The 13,931-nt window shown below is 67.7% G+C and carries 13 protein-coding genes; 9 read left to right on the plus strand and 4 right to left on the minus strand.

The window, feature by feature from the left end; all coding sequences use genetic code 11:
* Positions 1 to 244: 244 nt before the first annotated feature.
* A complete protein-coding gene (locus tag H0I76_RS18265; protein WP_200613488.1) occupies positions 245 to 1,204 on the minus strand; it encodes an NADPH:quinone oxidoreductase family protein in 960 nt (319 codons plus the stop codon).
* A gap of 114 nt (positions 1,205 to 1,318) precedes the next feature.
* Here H0I76_RS18265 and H0I76_RS18270 point away from each other — a divergent pair, with 114 nt between their 5' ends.
* The 4 genes from H0I76_RS18270 (at position 1,319) to hisN (ending at position 5,782) form a co-directional block, all read left to right on the plus strand.
* Entirely contained in the window at positions 1,319 to 2,293 is a 975-nt protein-coding gene (locus H0I76_RS18270; RefSeq protein ID WP_200613333.1) for a CorA family divalent cation transporter, read from the plus strand.
* 119 nt (positions 2,294 to 2,412) lie between these two features.
* Positions 2,413 to 4,230 (plus strand): translational GTPase TypA, encoded by a 1,818-nt coding sequence (gene typA / locus H0I76_RS18275; protein WP_200613335.1) that lies wholly within the window; start codon positions 2,413 to 2,415, stop codon positions 4,228 to 4,230.
* 273 nt (positions 4,231 to 4,503) lie between these two features.
* Entirely contained in the window at positions 4,504 to 4,866 is a 363-nt protein-coding gene (locus H0I76_RS18280; protein WP_200613337.1) for a helix-turn-helix domain-containing protein, read from the plus strand.
* A 94-nt stretch (positions 4,867 to 4,960) separates the two neighbouring features.
* The gene (gene hisN / locus H0I76_RS18285; protein WP_200613339.1) at positions 4,961 to 5,782 is read left to right on the plus strand and encodes a histidinol-phosphatase; all 822 of its coding nucleotides are present in this window, start codon (positions 4,961 to 4,963) and stop codon (positions 5,780 to 5,782) included.
* A 35-nt stretch (positions 5,783 to 5,817) separates the two neighbouring features.
* Here the strand turns inward: hisN and H0I76_RS18290 are convergent, their stop codons facing one another.
* Positions 5,818 to 6,759: an alpha/beta fold hydrolase gene (locus tag H0I76_RS18290; RefSeq protein WP_200613341.1), complete on the minus strand. Its 942-nt coding sequence runs from the start codon at positions 6,757 to 6,759 to the stop codon at positions 5,818 to 5,820.
* Positions 6,760 to 6,763: 4 nt separating this feature from the next.
* Positions 6,764 to 7,051, minus strand: coding sequence for an SCP2 sterol-binding domain-containing protein (locus H0I76_RS18295; RefSeq protein ID WP_200613343.1), 288 nt, complete (start codon positions 7,049 to 7,051; stop codon positions 6,764 to 6,766).
* Between the two features lie 126 nt (positions 7,052 to 7,177).
* On the opposite strand from H0I76_RS18295, the gene H0I76_RS18300 reads away from it, so the two are divergent.
* The 5 genes from H0I76_RS18300 (at position 7,178) to H0I76_RS18320 (ending at position 12,594) form a co-directional block, all read left to right on the plus strand.
* Positions 7,178 to 7,801 carry a tetratricopeptide repeat protein gene (locus tag H0I76_RS18300; protein WP_200613345.1) on the plus strand — a complete coding sequence of 208 codons (624 nt, stop codon included), beginning with the start codon at positions 7,178 to 7,180 and terminating at the stop codon, positions 7,799 to 7,801.
* 98 nt (positions 7,802 to 7,899) lie between these two features.
* Positions 7,900 to 10,896: a helicase-related protein gene (locus H0I76_RS18305; RefSeq protein ID WP_200613348.1), complete on the plus strand. Its 2,997-nt coding sequence runs from the start codon at positions 7,900 to 7,902 to the stop codon at positions 10,894 to 10,896.
* 3 nt (positions 10,897 to 10,899) lie between these two features.
* Positions 10,900 to 11,310: an RNA-binding S4 domain-containing protein gene (locus tag H0I76_RS18310; RefSeq protein ID WP_200613350.1), complete on the plus strand. Its 411-nt coding sequence runs from the start codon at positions 10,900 to 10,902 to the stop codon at positions 11,308 to 11,310.
* Between the two features lie 101 nt (positions 11,311 to 11,411).
* Positions 11,412 to 11,750 carry a ferredoxin FdxA gene (gene fdxA, locus H0I76_RS18315; RefSeq protein WP_200613352.1) on the plus strand — a complete coding sequence of 113 codons (339 nt, stop codon included), beginning with the start codon at positions 11,412 to 11,414 and terminating at the stop codon, positions 11,748 to 11,750.
* 325 nt (positions 11,751 to 12,075) lie between these two features.
* Positions 12,076 to 12,594, plus strand: a complete 519-nt coding sequence (locus H0I76_RS18320) for a CarD family transcriptional regulator (protein ID WP_200613355.1) — start codon at positions 12,076 to 12,078, stop codon at positions 12,592 to 12,594.
* An 84-nt stretch (positions 12,595 to 12,678) separates the two neighbouring features.
* Here H0I76_RS18320 and dapE read toward each other — a convergent pair whose 3' ends face one another.
* Positions 12,679 to 13,827, minus strand: a complete 1,149-nt coding sequence (gene dapE / locus H0I76_RS18325) for a succinyl-diaminopimelate desuccinylase (protein WP_200613358.1) — start codon at positions 13,825 to 13,827, stop codon at positions 12,679 to 12,681.
* Positions 13,828 to 13,931 lie beyond the last annotated feature (104 nt).

The following is a 13,931-nucleotide window of genomic DNA, read 5'->3' on the forward strand; positions in this document are numbered from 1 at the left end:
CCTTTTGTTCTTGATCGCGTTTTCAGGTTGCCCGTCTCGGCGGGTCGGCAGGCTGCAGGCGGGACGCCGCAGGAGTGCAGCGCAGGTGGAGGGTGGACTGCCAGCTCCTCCTGCGGCGTAACCCGCAGCCGCCGCGCTCCGCGCCGCAAGAACCCCGACATTGCATGCCGCGCGAACATGATCGCGTGGTTTTTCTTTTTCAATCAATCCACTGAGTGCGTTTTCATGCGTGAAAGCACCCTGGTCACAGGGTGACGACGACCTTCCCCGTCGCCTTCCGCCCCCTCAGCAGGGCCAACGCCTCGCCCGCGCGGTCCAGCGGGAGCACGTTCGAGACATGCGGCTCAATCCGCCCCTCGCGGTACCAGCCCAGGATGCGCTCGAAGCTCTCGGCCAGAACCCGGGGCGCGAACCGGTAATAGGCACCCCAGTAGACCCCCAGCACGTCGAGGTTCTTGACCAGCAGGATGTTGGCCGGGATCTGGGGCACCTCGCCGCTGGCAAAGCCGATGGGCAGCAGCCGCGCCTCGGGATTGGCCGCCCGCATCGCCGCCTTCCACTGCGCGCCGCCCACGGGGTCATAGACGACATCCGCGCCGCCCAGCGCCAGCACGGCCTCGCGCAGGTCGGTGGCCTCGGGATCGATCAGGTGATCGGCCCCCTTGTCCCGCGCCTTGGCCAGCCGCGCCTCGCCGCGGGCGCAGGCGATCACCTCGGCCCCCATCAGCTTGCCGATCTCGACCGCGGTCAGCCCCACCCCGCCGGCGGCGCCCAGCACCAGCAGGCGCTCGCCCGGCTTCAGCCGCGCCCGGTGGTTGAGCGCCAGTTCCGAGGTGCCGTAGGCGACCTGCAGCGCCGCCGCATGGGTGTCGGGCATGTCGTCCGGGATCACCACGCAGGCCGCCGCCGGCGCGCAGACGAACTCGGCAAAACCGCCGACGCCGCACATTGCCGCCACCCGCGTCCCGGGCCGGGGACCGTCGACCCCGCCGCCCAGCGCCTCGACGGTCCCCGCCACCTCCATGCCCGGCGCGAAGGGCAGCGCGGGTTTCTCCTGGTACTGCCCGCGCACCATCAGGGTGTCGGCGAAGTTGACCCCGCAGGCGGCGACGCGGATCAAGACCTCGCCCGCCGCCGGCTTGGGCGCCACGGCCTCTTCCAGCCGCAACTCGCCGCCGATCTCGTGCAGCCGCATGGTGCGCATCGCTTCCCCCTCTCGCTGAAACATGTCCTGCTCTGCTATAGCTTCGGGAGGATCGGGAGACGAGGGGGCGGCGATGCGACTGCGCCATCACACCACGCCAGCAGGCCCGCGGCGATGAATACCGGCACGCCGCCCGTGGCACCGGACATGATGGACCCGGCCGCGATCGCGGCGGGCGGAAACGTGATCTTCGAGGGCGACAGCGGCGAGGGCGAGACCCGGTATTCCTGGCGGCATCTCAAGGGTGGCGCGCAAAGCGAGCGCGCCCTGCTCGACGACCCCGACATTCCGCAGTCCTTCGCCTGGGCCCTGCTCGAGCGCGATACCCAGCCGCGCGTGGCGCGCGAGGGCGGCGCCACGCTCCTGATCCTGCGCGGCATCAACCGCTCGGAGAACGCCGAGCCCGAGGACATGATCTCGCTGCGACTGGTGGTGACCGCGCGGCGCGTCGTCTCGCTCGAACTGCGGCGACTTCCCAGCATCGACCGGCTGATCTCGGAGTTCCGAGCGAACGCGGCGCCGCGAAGCGTCGGCGCCTTCGTCCTGAAGCTCGTCGAGTTGCTGCGCGAGGACGCCGAGCCCGTGCTCGACGCGCTCGAGGACGACATCGCGCGGCTCGAGCAGCGCTCGCTGCGCTTTTCGGGCAAGCTCGAGACCCGCGACCGGGCCGACCTGGTGGACGCCCGGCAGGACGCGATCATGCTGCATCGCTTCATCGCGCCGCAGGCCACGGCGCTCGAGGGGGTCACGCGGCAGCCGCCCGCGTGGCTCGACGACCCGAGCGCCCTGCGCGAGGAGGCCGAAGCCTTCCGGCGCATCGGTGCCGACCTCGACGCCCTGCGTGGCCGCGCTCAGGTCATCGCCGAGGAGATCACCATCGCGATGACCGAGCGCACGAACCGCATCATGCTCACGCTCTCGGCCGTGTCGGTGGTCTTCCTGCCCCTGACCTTCCTGACCGGGCTTCTCGGCGTGAACCTCGCGGGGATCCCGTTCGCGGGCGCGCCCTGGGCCTTCGATGTCTTCATCTTCCTGCTCGTCATCGTGACCGGACTTGCGGTCTGGCTGGCACGCCGAATGCTCCACTGACGCACCGCGTCGCGCCAAGGCTTGCCCCGGGCGGCGAATTGGGCCACATGAGCGCCAGATTTCCCGGAACATAGCCGGCGGCAACGGCCGCGCGGCCCACCCAAGGACGGGCCCCTTCAATGGACCTGCGCAACATCGCGATCATCGCCCATGTCGACCATGGCAAGACAACCCTGGTCGACCAACTACTGAAACAGTCCGGCGCCTTCCGCGAGAACCAGGCGGTCGCCGAGCGGGCGATGGACAGCAACGATCTCGAGCGCGAGCGCGGCATCACCATCCTCGCCAAGTGCACCTCGGTCGAATGGAAGGGGACGCGGATCAACATCGTCGACACCCCCGGCCACGCCGATTTCGGCGGTGAGGTCGAGCGTATCCTGTCGATGGTCGACGGCGTGGTGCTTCTGGTCGATGCCGCCGAGGGCCCGATGCCGCAGACGAAGTTCGTCACGTCGAAGGCGCTGCGCCTCGGCCTGCGTCCCATCGTCGTCCTCAACAAGGTCGACCGCCCCGATGCCGAGCCAGACCGCGCGCACGAGGAGGTCTTCGACCTGTTCGCGGCGCTTGGCGCCGACGAGTCGCAGCTCGATTTCCCGCTGCTCTACGCCTCGGGGCGCTCGGGCTGGGCCGCGGATGATCTCGACGACCCGCGCGAGGGGCTTGGCCCGCTGTTCGATCGCGTGGTCGCGCATGTGCCCGCCCCTGCCCAGATCGCCAATGTCGACGAGCCCTTCACGATGCTGGCTACGACGCTCGAGGCCGATCCCTTCCTCGGGCGGCTGCTGACGGGGCGGATCGAGACCGGGCGCGTGCGCCAGGGGCAGACCGTCAAGGCGCTCTCGCGCGACGGGACCGAGGTCGAGCGCTTCCGCGTCTCGAAGGTCCTCGCCTTCCGGGGGCTTGCGCGCACCGGCGTGGACGAGGCCGAGGCCGGCGACATCGTGGCGCTGGCCGGCATGACCCGAGCGACGGTGGCCGACACGCTGTGCGATACGGGCGTCAGCGACGCGCTGCCGGCGCAGCCGATCGACCCGCCCACCATCACCGTGACCTTCGGCATCAACGACAGCCCGCTCGCGGGCCGCGAGGGCAGCAAGGTCCAGTCGCGCGTGATCCGCGAGCGCCTGATGCGCGAGTCGGAATCGAACGTCGCGATCCGCGTCGCCGACACGCCGGGCGGCGAGGCATTCGAGGTGTCGGGCCGCGGCGAGCTTCAGATGGGCGTTCTCATCGAGAACATGCGCCGCGAGGGTTTCGAGCTTTCGGTCTCGCGGCCGCGCGTGATCATCCGCGACGAAGGCGGCGAGCGGCTCGAGCCGGTCGAGGAAGTGACCGTGGACGTCGACGAGGCCTTTTCGGGCGTCGTCGTCGACAAGCTGGCCCAGCGGCGCGGCGAACTGGTCGAGATGCGCTCGGCCGGCGAGGGCAAGACGCGCATCGTGGCCCATGTGCCGAGCCGCGGCCTGATCGGCTATCACGGCGAGTTCCTGACCGACACCCGCGGGACCGGCGTCCTCAACCGCGTCTTCCACGAATGGGCGACCTGGAAGGGACCCATCCCCGGCCGCCGCGCGGGCGTGCTGATCTCGATGGAAGGCGGCGACTCGGTCGCCTATGCCTTGTGGAACCTCGAGGAGCGCGGCCGGCTGTTCATCGGCCCCGGCGAGAAGGTCTACGAGGGCATGATCATCGGCGAGCACAGCCGGGACAACGACCTCGAGGTGAACCCGCTCAAGGGCAAGCAGCTCACCAACATCCGCGCGGCCGGCAAGGACGAGGCGGTGAAGCTGACGCCACCGGTGCGCCTGACGCTGGAGCAGGCGATCGCCTATATCGACGACGACGAGCTGGTCGAGGTGACGCCGGGGTCGATCCGCCTGCGCAAGCGCCTGCTGGACCCCCACGAGCGGAAGCGCGCGGCGCGCCAGGCAGGTTGACAAAACAGTGTGTTGAAATTCCCGATGCAATCTGTAATTGTGTCAGCGTTGAGGCAATCGAAAAAAGCATCCAACTCAAGGTTGCAAGCATTCACAGTGTCTTGAGAGCGACACTGTGTGAGAATCGAGCGAGAGATGTCCGGTATACGACGTGAAGATGGAACGATTCCCGCCGCGCGGGAATTGTGTCTATCGAGTTCGCGTTCCGGGCCTAAATTCGCCCAGATTGCCAAGCACAACCATAAGCACAGTGGAATGTCAGAGAGGCGAGGAATGAAACACCCTGTTGATGTGCATGTCGGGCAACGTGTGCGCCAGCGTCGCTGGATGATCGGAATGACCCAGCAGCAGCTTGCAAACAAGGTCGGGATCAAGTTCCAGCAGATCCAGAAATACGAGACCGGCGCGAACCGGATCTCGGCGTCGCGGCTTTGGGACATTGCCGACGCGCTCGAGGTGCCGGTGGCCTTCTTCTTCGAGGGGATCGACGAGGCCGTGGGAGAAGACGCCAAGGTTGTCGGCGACATGCTGATGGACAAGGAAGCGCTGGAACTGGTTCGGGCCTACTACTCGATGCCGGAAACGCAGCGCCGCCGTCTGTTCGATCTGGCCCGCGTGATGGGCGACGTCGCCTGATTGACCCCGGGCTGCGACTGCGAAAAGCGGATCCGGTCCCGATGGTTCGGACCCGCTTTGCGCCGTCGCGCACGCCACAGCTTGCCATGTCCGAATGACAGCCGCCTCCTCTCTCGACGAACTTTCGCGGCTGGCCCGGGCGCTTGCGGATGCCGCGGCGCAGGTGACCCTGCCCCGGTTCCGCACGGCAGACCTCACGACAGACGACAAGGGCGCGGCCGGGCTCTTTGACCCGGTCACGGCGGCCGACCGCGAGGCCGAGGCCGCGATTCGATCGATCCTGCAGCGCGAACGGCCCGAAGACGCCATCCTCGGCGAGGAGCATGGCACGACGACCGGGCGCTCGGGTCTCACATGGGTGATCGATCCGATCGACGGGACGCGCGCCTTCATCTCGGGCCTGCCCGTCTGGGGCACGCTGATCGCGCTGGACGACGGCACGCGCGGTGTCATCGGTATCGTCGACCAACCCTTCACCGGCGAGCGCTTTGTCGGGCTCAACACGCCTGGCGCTTCGCACGCGGTGCTCGAGCATCGTGGGGCCGTGCGTGCGATCACGACCCGGCGCGGGCGTGCTCTGGCCGATTCGACCGTCTTCACGACGGCGCCCGAGCTTTTCACGGAAACCGAGCGTCGAGGCTTCGACGCAGTCCGCGGCGCGGCACAGCTGACCCGCTACGGAACCGATTGCTACGCCTACGCACTTTTGGCGATGGGCCATGTCGACCTGGTGATCGAAGCGGGCCTCAAGGCCTATGACATCGCGGCTCCGAAGGCGTTGATCGAGGCTGCCGGCGGCATCGTGACCGGCTGGCGCGGCGAGGATTGCCGATGGGGCGGACGGGTCTTGGCCGCGGCCCATCCCGCGCTGCATGCCGAAGCCCTCGAACTGCTGTCGGGAATCGCTCCGGCGTGACGCCGCGGATCGGTTCGGCCGCGACGTAACCCGTGTCAGATATCGTGCAGCGTCAGAAAGCGGTCGATCGCCCGCCAGACCGCGGCGCGCATCGGGGCCGCCTCGAGGAAAAGCTCGTGGCGCGCGCCCTCGATGGTGACGACCTCGATCCCCAGCGGCCCGGCTAGCCGGCGCAGCGCGCCTGTGTCGACGACCTTCTCGTCCGTGCCGATCAATGCGAGCGTCGGCATGCCGAGCCTCTTTCTGGACGATGCAATGAACCGCATTTCCGCCCCCGCCGCATCGAGCCAGCCGATGGTCGGCGCCTGCCCCAGCCGAAGACCGGGCACGTCGTTGAGGATACGGACGATCCAGTCGAAAACCGCCTCGTCCTGCGTAAGCACGTTCCGGGCGAAGCCCTGCAGCACGTAGGGCTTCGACGGCGCGGGCAGAGGCGCCCACAGGTGATGCTGCCTCATGCCTGCGCCGAGCGTCACCACCACCGCACCGGCCGCCCGGGCGAAGGGGCTGAGCGCGATTCCCAGCATCGGAGCCGACAGTATGACCGCGTCCGCCGCGAGCTCGCCGCGAAGGGCCGCCCCGATCGCGATGCAGCCGCCCATCGAATGGGCGGCAACCAGCCGGGGTCCGCCGAGCGCCGCAACCTCGGGCACGGCAACGAACGCCGCCAGATCGCTGCGGTATTCGGCGAAGTCACCGACATGCCCCTTGAGCCCGTCGGGCAGCATGCGGTCGCTGAGGCCCTGGCCGCGCCAGTCGAGCGCCGCGACCGCGAAGTCGCGGGCGATCAGTTCTGCGGCCGGGATGCACAGCTTCTCGAGAAATTCGGTCCGGCCCGGCAGCAGAAGCACGTGGCCGCGACGCCCGCCCGCGTTCCAGACAGCCCCACGCAGCCCCAGCCCGTCGGCCGCGCGGAAATGCAGGAGCCGCTCCCACGGCGCCCCTCCGGGCGGCAGTTGTGGGCCCTGCCCGTCCACCGGCTCAGAGGATCTGGCTGAGCTTCATCGCCGCGCCCATGTCACCGTCGATGCGGATCTTGCCCGTCATGTAGGCGCTGGTCGGCGACAGATCCCCCTCGAACATCGCGCGGAAGGTGTCGAGCGAGGCGGAGATCGTCACGTCCGCGTCTCCGTCCGACGTGCTGACCTCGCCGTCGCGAACGAGGATCACGCCCTCGCCCTCGACCTCGAACTTCACCGAGCCGGAGAAATCGCTTGCCGCGAACTTCTCGCGCAGCGCTTCGGCCGCGGCGTCGATATCCTTGCTCATCTCTCTCCCCATCGTGAACTGCGGCACGCGCCGCGCCGCTTGCAGAGGTAAGCGGTAGGGCTATCATTGGCAATCATGAGAGCACGCCCAACACGCCCTGTCGTCGCGTCACTGGCATTGGCCCTGATGCTGGCACATATGCCGCGCGCCGAAGCGCAGGTCGACGGGAGCGGCGAGGTGCCGGACGGTGGCGCGGAAGCGGCGATGCCCGAGAGCCCTGCCCTGCCCGAGGGATTGATGCCGGCCCTGCCCGAGGCACGCGAGGCCGCGCGCAAGGCGCAACTCGATGCTCTTTTCGACCAGCTGGCCGACGAGCAGAACACGAACTGGGAAATCGTGCAGGCACAGATCCTGCGCCAGTGGCGGCAATCGGGGTCGCCGTCGATGGACGTTCTGATGAATCGCGCCCTCGCGGCCATCGAGGTCGACGACTTCGACACGGCGCTGGTGTTCCTGAACGACCTCATCCGGCTCGCACCGGATTTTGCCGAGGCCTGGAACCAGCGCGCAACCGTTCACTTCCTTCGGCGCGACTACGGCCGGTCGGTCGCCGATATCGAGCGGGTGCTGATGCTGGAGCCGCGGCACTTCGGCGCGCTGTCGGGGCTCGGCATCATCCTCGACCGGCTGGGCAACGAGGCCGGTGCTCTCAAGGCGTTCCGCCGCGTCCTCGAGATCCACCCCCACATGCCGGGCGCGCAGGAAGGCGTGAAGCGCCTTTCGCCCGAGGTCGACGGCCGGCCAATCTGAACCGCGTCACACCGAAACCACCCTTGTGACCGAGCGCCCCCCGGACTAGGTAGCCGGCGGGCGCACGCTGCATCCCGGCGCGTGCAAGGAGCGGGCGGATGAACCAGATCGGGCACGAGCCGGACGGCCGGACGGTGACGGCCATCCTGGGCCCCACCAATACCGGCAAGACGCATTACGCCATCGAGCGCATGCTGTCGCGCGCCGATGGTGTGATCGGTCTGCCGCTGCGGTTGCTGGCGCGCGAGGTCTACGACCGGATCGTTGCCCTTCGCGGCCCGGGAGCCGTCGCCTTGCTGACCGGCGAGGAGAAGATCGCGCCGCCAACCGCGCGCTACCACGTCTGCACCGTCGAGGCGATGCCGCTCGATCTTGGCACCGACTTCGTCGCAGTCGACGAGATCCAGCTCTGCGCCGACCCCGATCGCGGCCACGTCTTCACCGACAGGCTGCTCCGCGCCCGCGGCCGCTACGAGACGCTGTTCATGGGCTCGGACACCATGCGCGGCCGCATCGCCGGGCTCGTGCCGGGTGCGCGTTTCATGGGCCGTGAGCGCTTCTCGACCCTGAGCTACGCGGGTGCGCGAAAGATCTCGCGCCTCAAGCCCCGGACCGCGGTCGTCGCTTTCTCGGCCGATCAGGTCTATGCGATCGCCGAGTTGATCCGACGGCAGCGCGGCGGTGCGGCCGTCGTGCTGGGTGCTCTGAGCCCGCGCACGCGCAACGCGCAGGTCGCGCTCTACCAGAACGGCGATGTCGATTACCTGGTGGCCACCGACGCGATCGGCATGGGCCTGAACATGGATGTCGACCATGTGGCCTTCGCGGGCCTTGCCAAGTTCGACGGTCATCGTCACAGGGGCCTCGAGCCGAACGAACTGGCACAGATCGCAGGGCGCGCCGGTCGGCACATGGCCGACGGGACCTTCGGCGTCACCGCCGAGGCACGCGAGCTTTCGCCCGAGATCGTGGAGGCGATCGAGAACCACGAGTTCCGGCCGGTCGACCGGCTGATGTGGCGCAACCACGCGCTCGACTTTGGGACCATTGCGCGGCTCGTGACCAGCCTCGAAGTCAATCCGCGCAGGCAAGACCTCACCCGTGCGCGCGACGCCGACGACCTGAGCGCGCTTCGCCTGATCGAGGCGGATCCCGAGACCGCACGCCTCGCGGATCGGCCCGATCGGGTGAGGCTGTTGTGGGATGTCTGCCAGATCCCGGATTTCCGGAAGACGAGCGGCGGCGACCACGCCGGGCTGCTGGGACGGATTTACAGGTTCCTGCTGTCGGGCAGAGGCGTTATACCCTCGGACTGGATTTCGGGTCAGGTGCGGCGCATCGACCGGGTCGACGGGGATATCGACGCGCTCTCGAAGAGGCTGGCGTTCATCCGGACCTGGACGTATGTCGCGAACCGCGGCAACTGGCTGGAGGATCCGGCCGAGTGGCGCGAGGCGACGCGGGCGGTCGAGGACCGCCTCTCGGATGCCCTGCACCAAAGGCTGACGCAGAGATTCGTGGACCGGCGCACCTCGGTACTTATGCGCCGGCTTAAGCAGAAGGAGCGGCTCGTGGCCGAGGTGAACGACAAGGGCGAAGTCACGGTCGAGGGAGAGTTCATCGGCCGCCTCGACGGATTCCGTTTCACCGTGGACCAGACGGCCACGGGCGACGAGCTGCGAACCCTGCAGTCGGCATCGATCTCTGCGCTGCAGAGCGAGTTCGCGCGCCGCGCCGACAAGCTTTATCTGAGCCCGGACACCGAGATCGACGTCACCGAACAAGGCGGGCTGATGTGGGGAGACCAGGCCGTCGGACGCCTCGAGAAGGGCGACTCGGTGCTCTCGCCCAAGGTCCGCGTCTTCATCGACGACATGGTCGAGGCACCCGTCGCCGAGAAGGTCGAGCGGCGACTGACGCATTGGCTCTCGCGCAGGATCAATGCGCTGTTCGAGCCCATGCTCGCGATGCAGGCGGACGAGACCGTCACCGGCCTTGCACGCGGCGTGGCGTTCCAACTGGCCGAAGGCCTCGGGATCCAGCCCCGCCGCATCATGGCGGACGACATCCGCGGCCTTGGCCAGGAGGAGCGGGCAAGCCTGCGCAAGCATGGCGTGCGCTTCGGCCAGCACAACATCTTCATGCCTGCCCTGCTCAAGCCGGCTCCGACACGGATGCGTCTCATCCTGTGGAGCCTGTGGGAAGGCCTGGACGACTTCCCCTCGGCTCCGCCCGCAGGATATGTCACCGTCGCGGTCGCCCCTGGAATGCCGCAAGGCTATTACGAGAAGGCGGGTTATCGCGTCTGCGGGCCGCGAGCCGTGCGCATCGACATGCTCGAGCGGCTCGCCGACATGATCCGGCCGATGGATGCACGCGCCGGGTTCGAGGCGACCGCAGACATGCTGTCGATCACCGGCTGCACGCTCGAACAGTTCGCCGAGATCATGAAGGGCCTGAACTTCCAGGCCGAGCGGGGCGAGCGGCCGAAACCCGTTCGGACGCAGGATGCCCCGGCACCGGCGGCGGCGGCCGAGCAGGAAGACGTGGCAGCCGACGGCGAACCTGTCGCGACCGGGCCCGAGGAAGCCTCCCCGGTCGAGGCCCAAGCCCCGGCGGACGAGGCCAGCGAGGCGACCGCCGCCCCCGAGCCGGCTGCCGTGGCAGACGAGACCGCCGCCGAGCCTGCCGAGGCCACCGCCGAGACAATCGTCGATGCAGCCGAGGCGGCCAGCGCAGAAGCGACGCCCGAAGTCGAGATCTTCTACACCTTCACCTTGCGCCCGCGTCAGCGTCCCGGCCGGGGTGGCCACGGACACCAGCACGCGCGCGACGGCGCCGGGCGTGGCGCCCAGAGCGGCGGCAAGGACGAACAGCAGGCCGACGGTGTCGACGGCTCTCGCGGAGGCAAACCTCGCGGCGCAGGTCAGGGCAAGGGCCGGAAAGGAAAGCCCGGCGGAGGGCCCGGCGGCAAGCGCCCGCAGCGCGGCGAGGAGGCGCGCAACTCGGCGGCGCCGCCGCGGCCGCGGCGCGAGGACAAGCCAATCGACCCCGACAACCCCTTCGCGATCCTGCAGCAGCTCAAGAAGCCCTGAGGCATGGCGTCGGGCGACGCGAGGGCACCTGCGGATGCGCGGCAGCGCATCGACAAGTGGCTCTGGTACGCCCGTTTCATGCGTTCGCGGGGCCTGGCCGCCGAACTTGCGGCGTCGGGAAAGCTGCGGATCAACGGAGACCATTGCTCGAAAGCGGCTCAGCTGGTGAAACCCGGCGATGTCCTGACGTTTCCCCAGGGCTCGCGCATCCGCGTCATTCGGGTCGAGGCGACCGGCGTCCGACGCGGCCCCGCGGTCGAGGCGGCCACGCTCTACACCGATCTCGATCCGGCCGCGGACACGCCGCCCAAGACTCAGGCCGACCACACCCCCGGCGAGCGACCCCAGGGAAGCGGCAGGCCGACAAAGCGCGAGCGTCGGGAAATCGACATGCTGCGACGCAACGGATCTTGAAGCGCGCAGGCGGCGCGCCTAGAACGCAACCGAAAGACTCGGACATAGCGGGCTGCACGACAGCCGACCGAGCCGACTGAGCCATACAGGAGCCGACCTCGATGACGTATGTGGTCACCGACAACTGCATCAAGTGCAAGTACACCGACTGCGTCGAGGTCTGCCCGGTCGACTGTTTCTACGAGGGTGAGAACATGCTCGTCATTCATCCCGACGAGTGCATCGACTGCGGCGTCTGCGAGCCTGAATGCCCAGCCGACGCGATCCGGCCGGATACCGAGTCCGGCCTCGAGAAATGGCTCGAGGTCAACAAACAGTACGCCGAGGCCTGGCCGAACATCACCCAGAAGAAGGACCCGCTGCCCGACGCCGAGGAATTTGATGGCGAATCGGGCAAGTATGAAAAGTTCTTCTCAGAGGCGCCCGGCACTGGCGACTGACAGGATTCGCGAAGTTCACCGGGCTGCGGACAGGCATATTCGCGCGGTCAGCAGTTCTGATCGCGCGAATATGACCTTGGATTCATGCATTGTTCCCGTGTGTTGCGTGAATCACAGAGCCGCTATGCACTCAGGCTCTGGAGAATCGGGCGATTTTTTGTTACATATTTGTCGCAGAGGCTAGGACGCGCCATCTATCGGAGTGGTTGTTGGTGCGACTGTTTCTTTGACTTTCAGCACCACCTTGGGGAGTGACCTGGTGGCGCCCTTCTTTTGCCCTGACGCGTCCCCCCCGCGTCATGGCTCCATGAAGACCGGAGAACTCATGTCCAAGAAGTCTAGCGAGACCGCGAACGCTTTTCGTGCGAACGACTACGTCGTCTACCCCGCACATGGCGTCGGCAAAATCCTCTCGATCGAAGAGCAGGAGATTGCCGGTATGCGGATGGAGCTTTTCGTCATCTCGTTCGAAAAGGACAAGATGACCCTTCGCGTGCCGACCGCGAAGGCGACGTCGATCGGGATGCGCTCGCTCTCGAGCCCCGATCTCGTCGCCAAGGCGCTGGCCACGCTGAAGGGCCGCGCCAAGGTCAAGCGGGCCATGTGGTCCCGGCGTGCTCAGGAGTATGAGCAGAAGATCAACTCGGGCGATCTGATCTCGATCGCCGAGGTGGTCCGTGACCTGTATCGCGCGGGCGACCAGCCCGAACAGTCCTATTCGGAGCGCCAGCTCTATGAGGCCGCCCTCGAGCGGCTTACCCGTGAGGTGGCAGCGGTCGAGCGCCTCGACCACGCCAACGCCGCGGCGAAAGTCGACGCGATGCTCGAGGCGAAAGCCGCCTGACGCGCCGAAACCTTCCGAAATGCAGCGCCGCCGGTCTGGCTTGACCGGCGGCGCTCGCATTTTCAGGAGGCTGTTTCGGCCAGCCTAGCCGAGATTGAAGAAGCGCCGCAGGATCGCGAGATAAAGCTCCGAGAGCTTGGCGATATCGGCCACAGGCACGCGCTCGTCGACCTGGTGCATCGTGTCGCCGACCAGCCCGAACTCGACGACCGGGCAGAGCGCCTTGATGAAGCGCGCATCCGAGGTTCCCCCACCTGTGGTGAGCATCGGACGCTCGAGCGTCGCGCGGGTCAGCACTTCGCTCACCAGATCGACATTGCCACCGGGTTCGGTGAGGAAGCTCTCACCCGACACCTTCCATTCGATCTCGGCCGTGGTGCCGGTATTCTTGACCTCGTCGGTCAATATCTCCTCGACCCAGACCTTCACGCTGTCCGAGTTGTGCAGGTCGTTGAACCGGATGTTGAACACCGCCCTGCCCTCGGCCGGGATCACGTTGTTCGCCGGGTTGCCCACGTCGATCGAGGTCAGCGCCAAGGTGGATGCCTGGAAATGCGCCGACCCGAAATCGAGGGGCGTATCGGCCAGCCGCGCGCACACCCGTGCGAGGACCGGCAGAGGGTTCACGGCGCGCTCGGGATAGGCGCTGTGTCCCTGCTGTCCGGCGATGCGCAGGTATCCCGTCATCGATCCGCGCCGGCCGATCTTCACCACATCCCCGAGGCGGGCCACCGAGGTTGGCTCGCCGACGATGCAGAAATCCGCCGTCTCGCCCGACTGGGCCATCCAGTCGAGGATCGCGACGGTGCCGTCGGTGGCGTCCCCTTCCTCGTCACCGGTGATCAGCAGAGAGATCGACCCGTCGGGCGGCGTTTCGCTGACCATCCGGGCGGCGGCCGCGACAAAGGCTGCCACGCCCGATTTCATGTCGGTTGCGCCCCGGCCGTAGATGATCCCGTCGCGGATCTCGGCACCGAAGGGATCGGCACTCCACGCAGCCTGGTCCCCGACGGGCACAACATCCGTGTGGCCCGCGAAGGCAAAGACCGGCGCGCTCTGTCCCCAGCGTGCGTAGAGGTTCTCGACGCCGCCGCGACTGACCCGCGTGCAGGCGAAGCCGAGAGGCGTGAGGACACTCTCGAGCAGCGAGATCGCACCGCCTTCGGCCGGCGTAACCGACGGACAGCGGATCAGCGCGGCGGTCAGATCGACCGGATCGGGACAGTTGCTCATCTGCGGGATCTCCTGCGCCCCGGACGCGGGCGGCGGGTTGAAGGGTGCCGGGAGGCCGGCGCGTCATGGTTTTGCCTCAGTGACCGGGTTTAAAGGAAAGAACC

The sequence above is a fragment of the Thermohalobaculum xanthum genome (assembly GCF_016623495.1).
Taxonomy (GTDB): domain Bacteria; phylum Pseudomonadota; class Alphaproteobacteria; order Rhodobacterales; family Rhodobacteraceae; genus Thermohalobaculum; species Thermohalobaculum xanthum.

Excerpts from the sequence above, each read along its gene's own strand:
- fdxA (WP_200613352.1), top strand. The coding sequence starts at position 11,412 with ATGACGTATGTGGTCACCGACAACTGCATCAAGTGCAAGTACACCGAC.
- H0I76_RS18265 (WP_200613488.1), bottom strand. The coding sequence starts at position 1,204 with ATGCGCACCATGCGGCTGCACGAGATCGGCGGCGAGTTGCGGCTGGAA.
- hisN (WP_200613339.1), top strand. The coding sequence starts at position 4,961 with ATGACAGCCGCCTCCTCTCTCGACGAACTTTCGCGGCTGGCCCGGGCG.
- typA (WP_200613335.1), top strand. The coding sequence starts at position 2,413 with ATGGACCTGCGCAACATCGCGATCATCGCCCATGTCGACCATGGCAAG.
- H0I76_RS18305 (WP_200613348.1), top strand. The coding sequence starts at position 7,900 with ATGAACCAGATCGGGCACGAGCCGGACGGCCGGACGGTGACGGCCATC.
- H0I76_RS18310 (WP_200613350.1), top strand. The coding sequence starts at position 10,900 with ATGGCGTCGGGCGACGCGAGGGCACCTGCGGATGCGCGGCAGCGCATC.
- H0I76_RS18295 (WP_200613343.1), bottom strand. The coding sequence starts at position 7,051 with ATGAGCAAGGATATCGACGCCGCGGCCGAAGCGCTGCGCGAGAAGTTC.
- H0I76_RS18270 (WP_200613333.1), top strand. The coding sequence starts at position 1,319 with ATGAATACCGGCACGCCGCCCGTGGCACCGGACATGATGGACCCGGCC.
- H0I76_RS18280 (WP_200613337.1), top strand. The coding sequence starts at position 4,504 with ATGAAACACCCTGTTGATGTGCATGTCGGGCAACGTGTGCGCCAGCGT.
- H0I76_RS18300 (WP_200613345.1), top strand. The coding sequence starts at position 7,178 with ATGCTGGCACATATGCCGCGCGCCGAAGCGCAGGTCGACGGGAGCGGC.
- H0I76_RS18320 (WP_200613355.1), top strand. The coding sequence starts at position 12,076 with ATGTCCAAGAAGTCTAGCGAGACCGCGAACGCTTTTCGTGCGAACGAC.
- dapE (WP_200613358.1), bottom strand. The coding sequence starts at position 13,827 with ATGAGCAACTGTCCCGATCCGGTCGATCTGACCGCCGCGCTGATCCGC.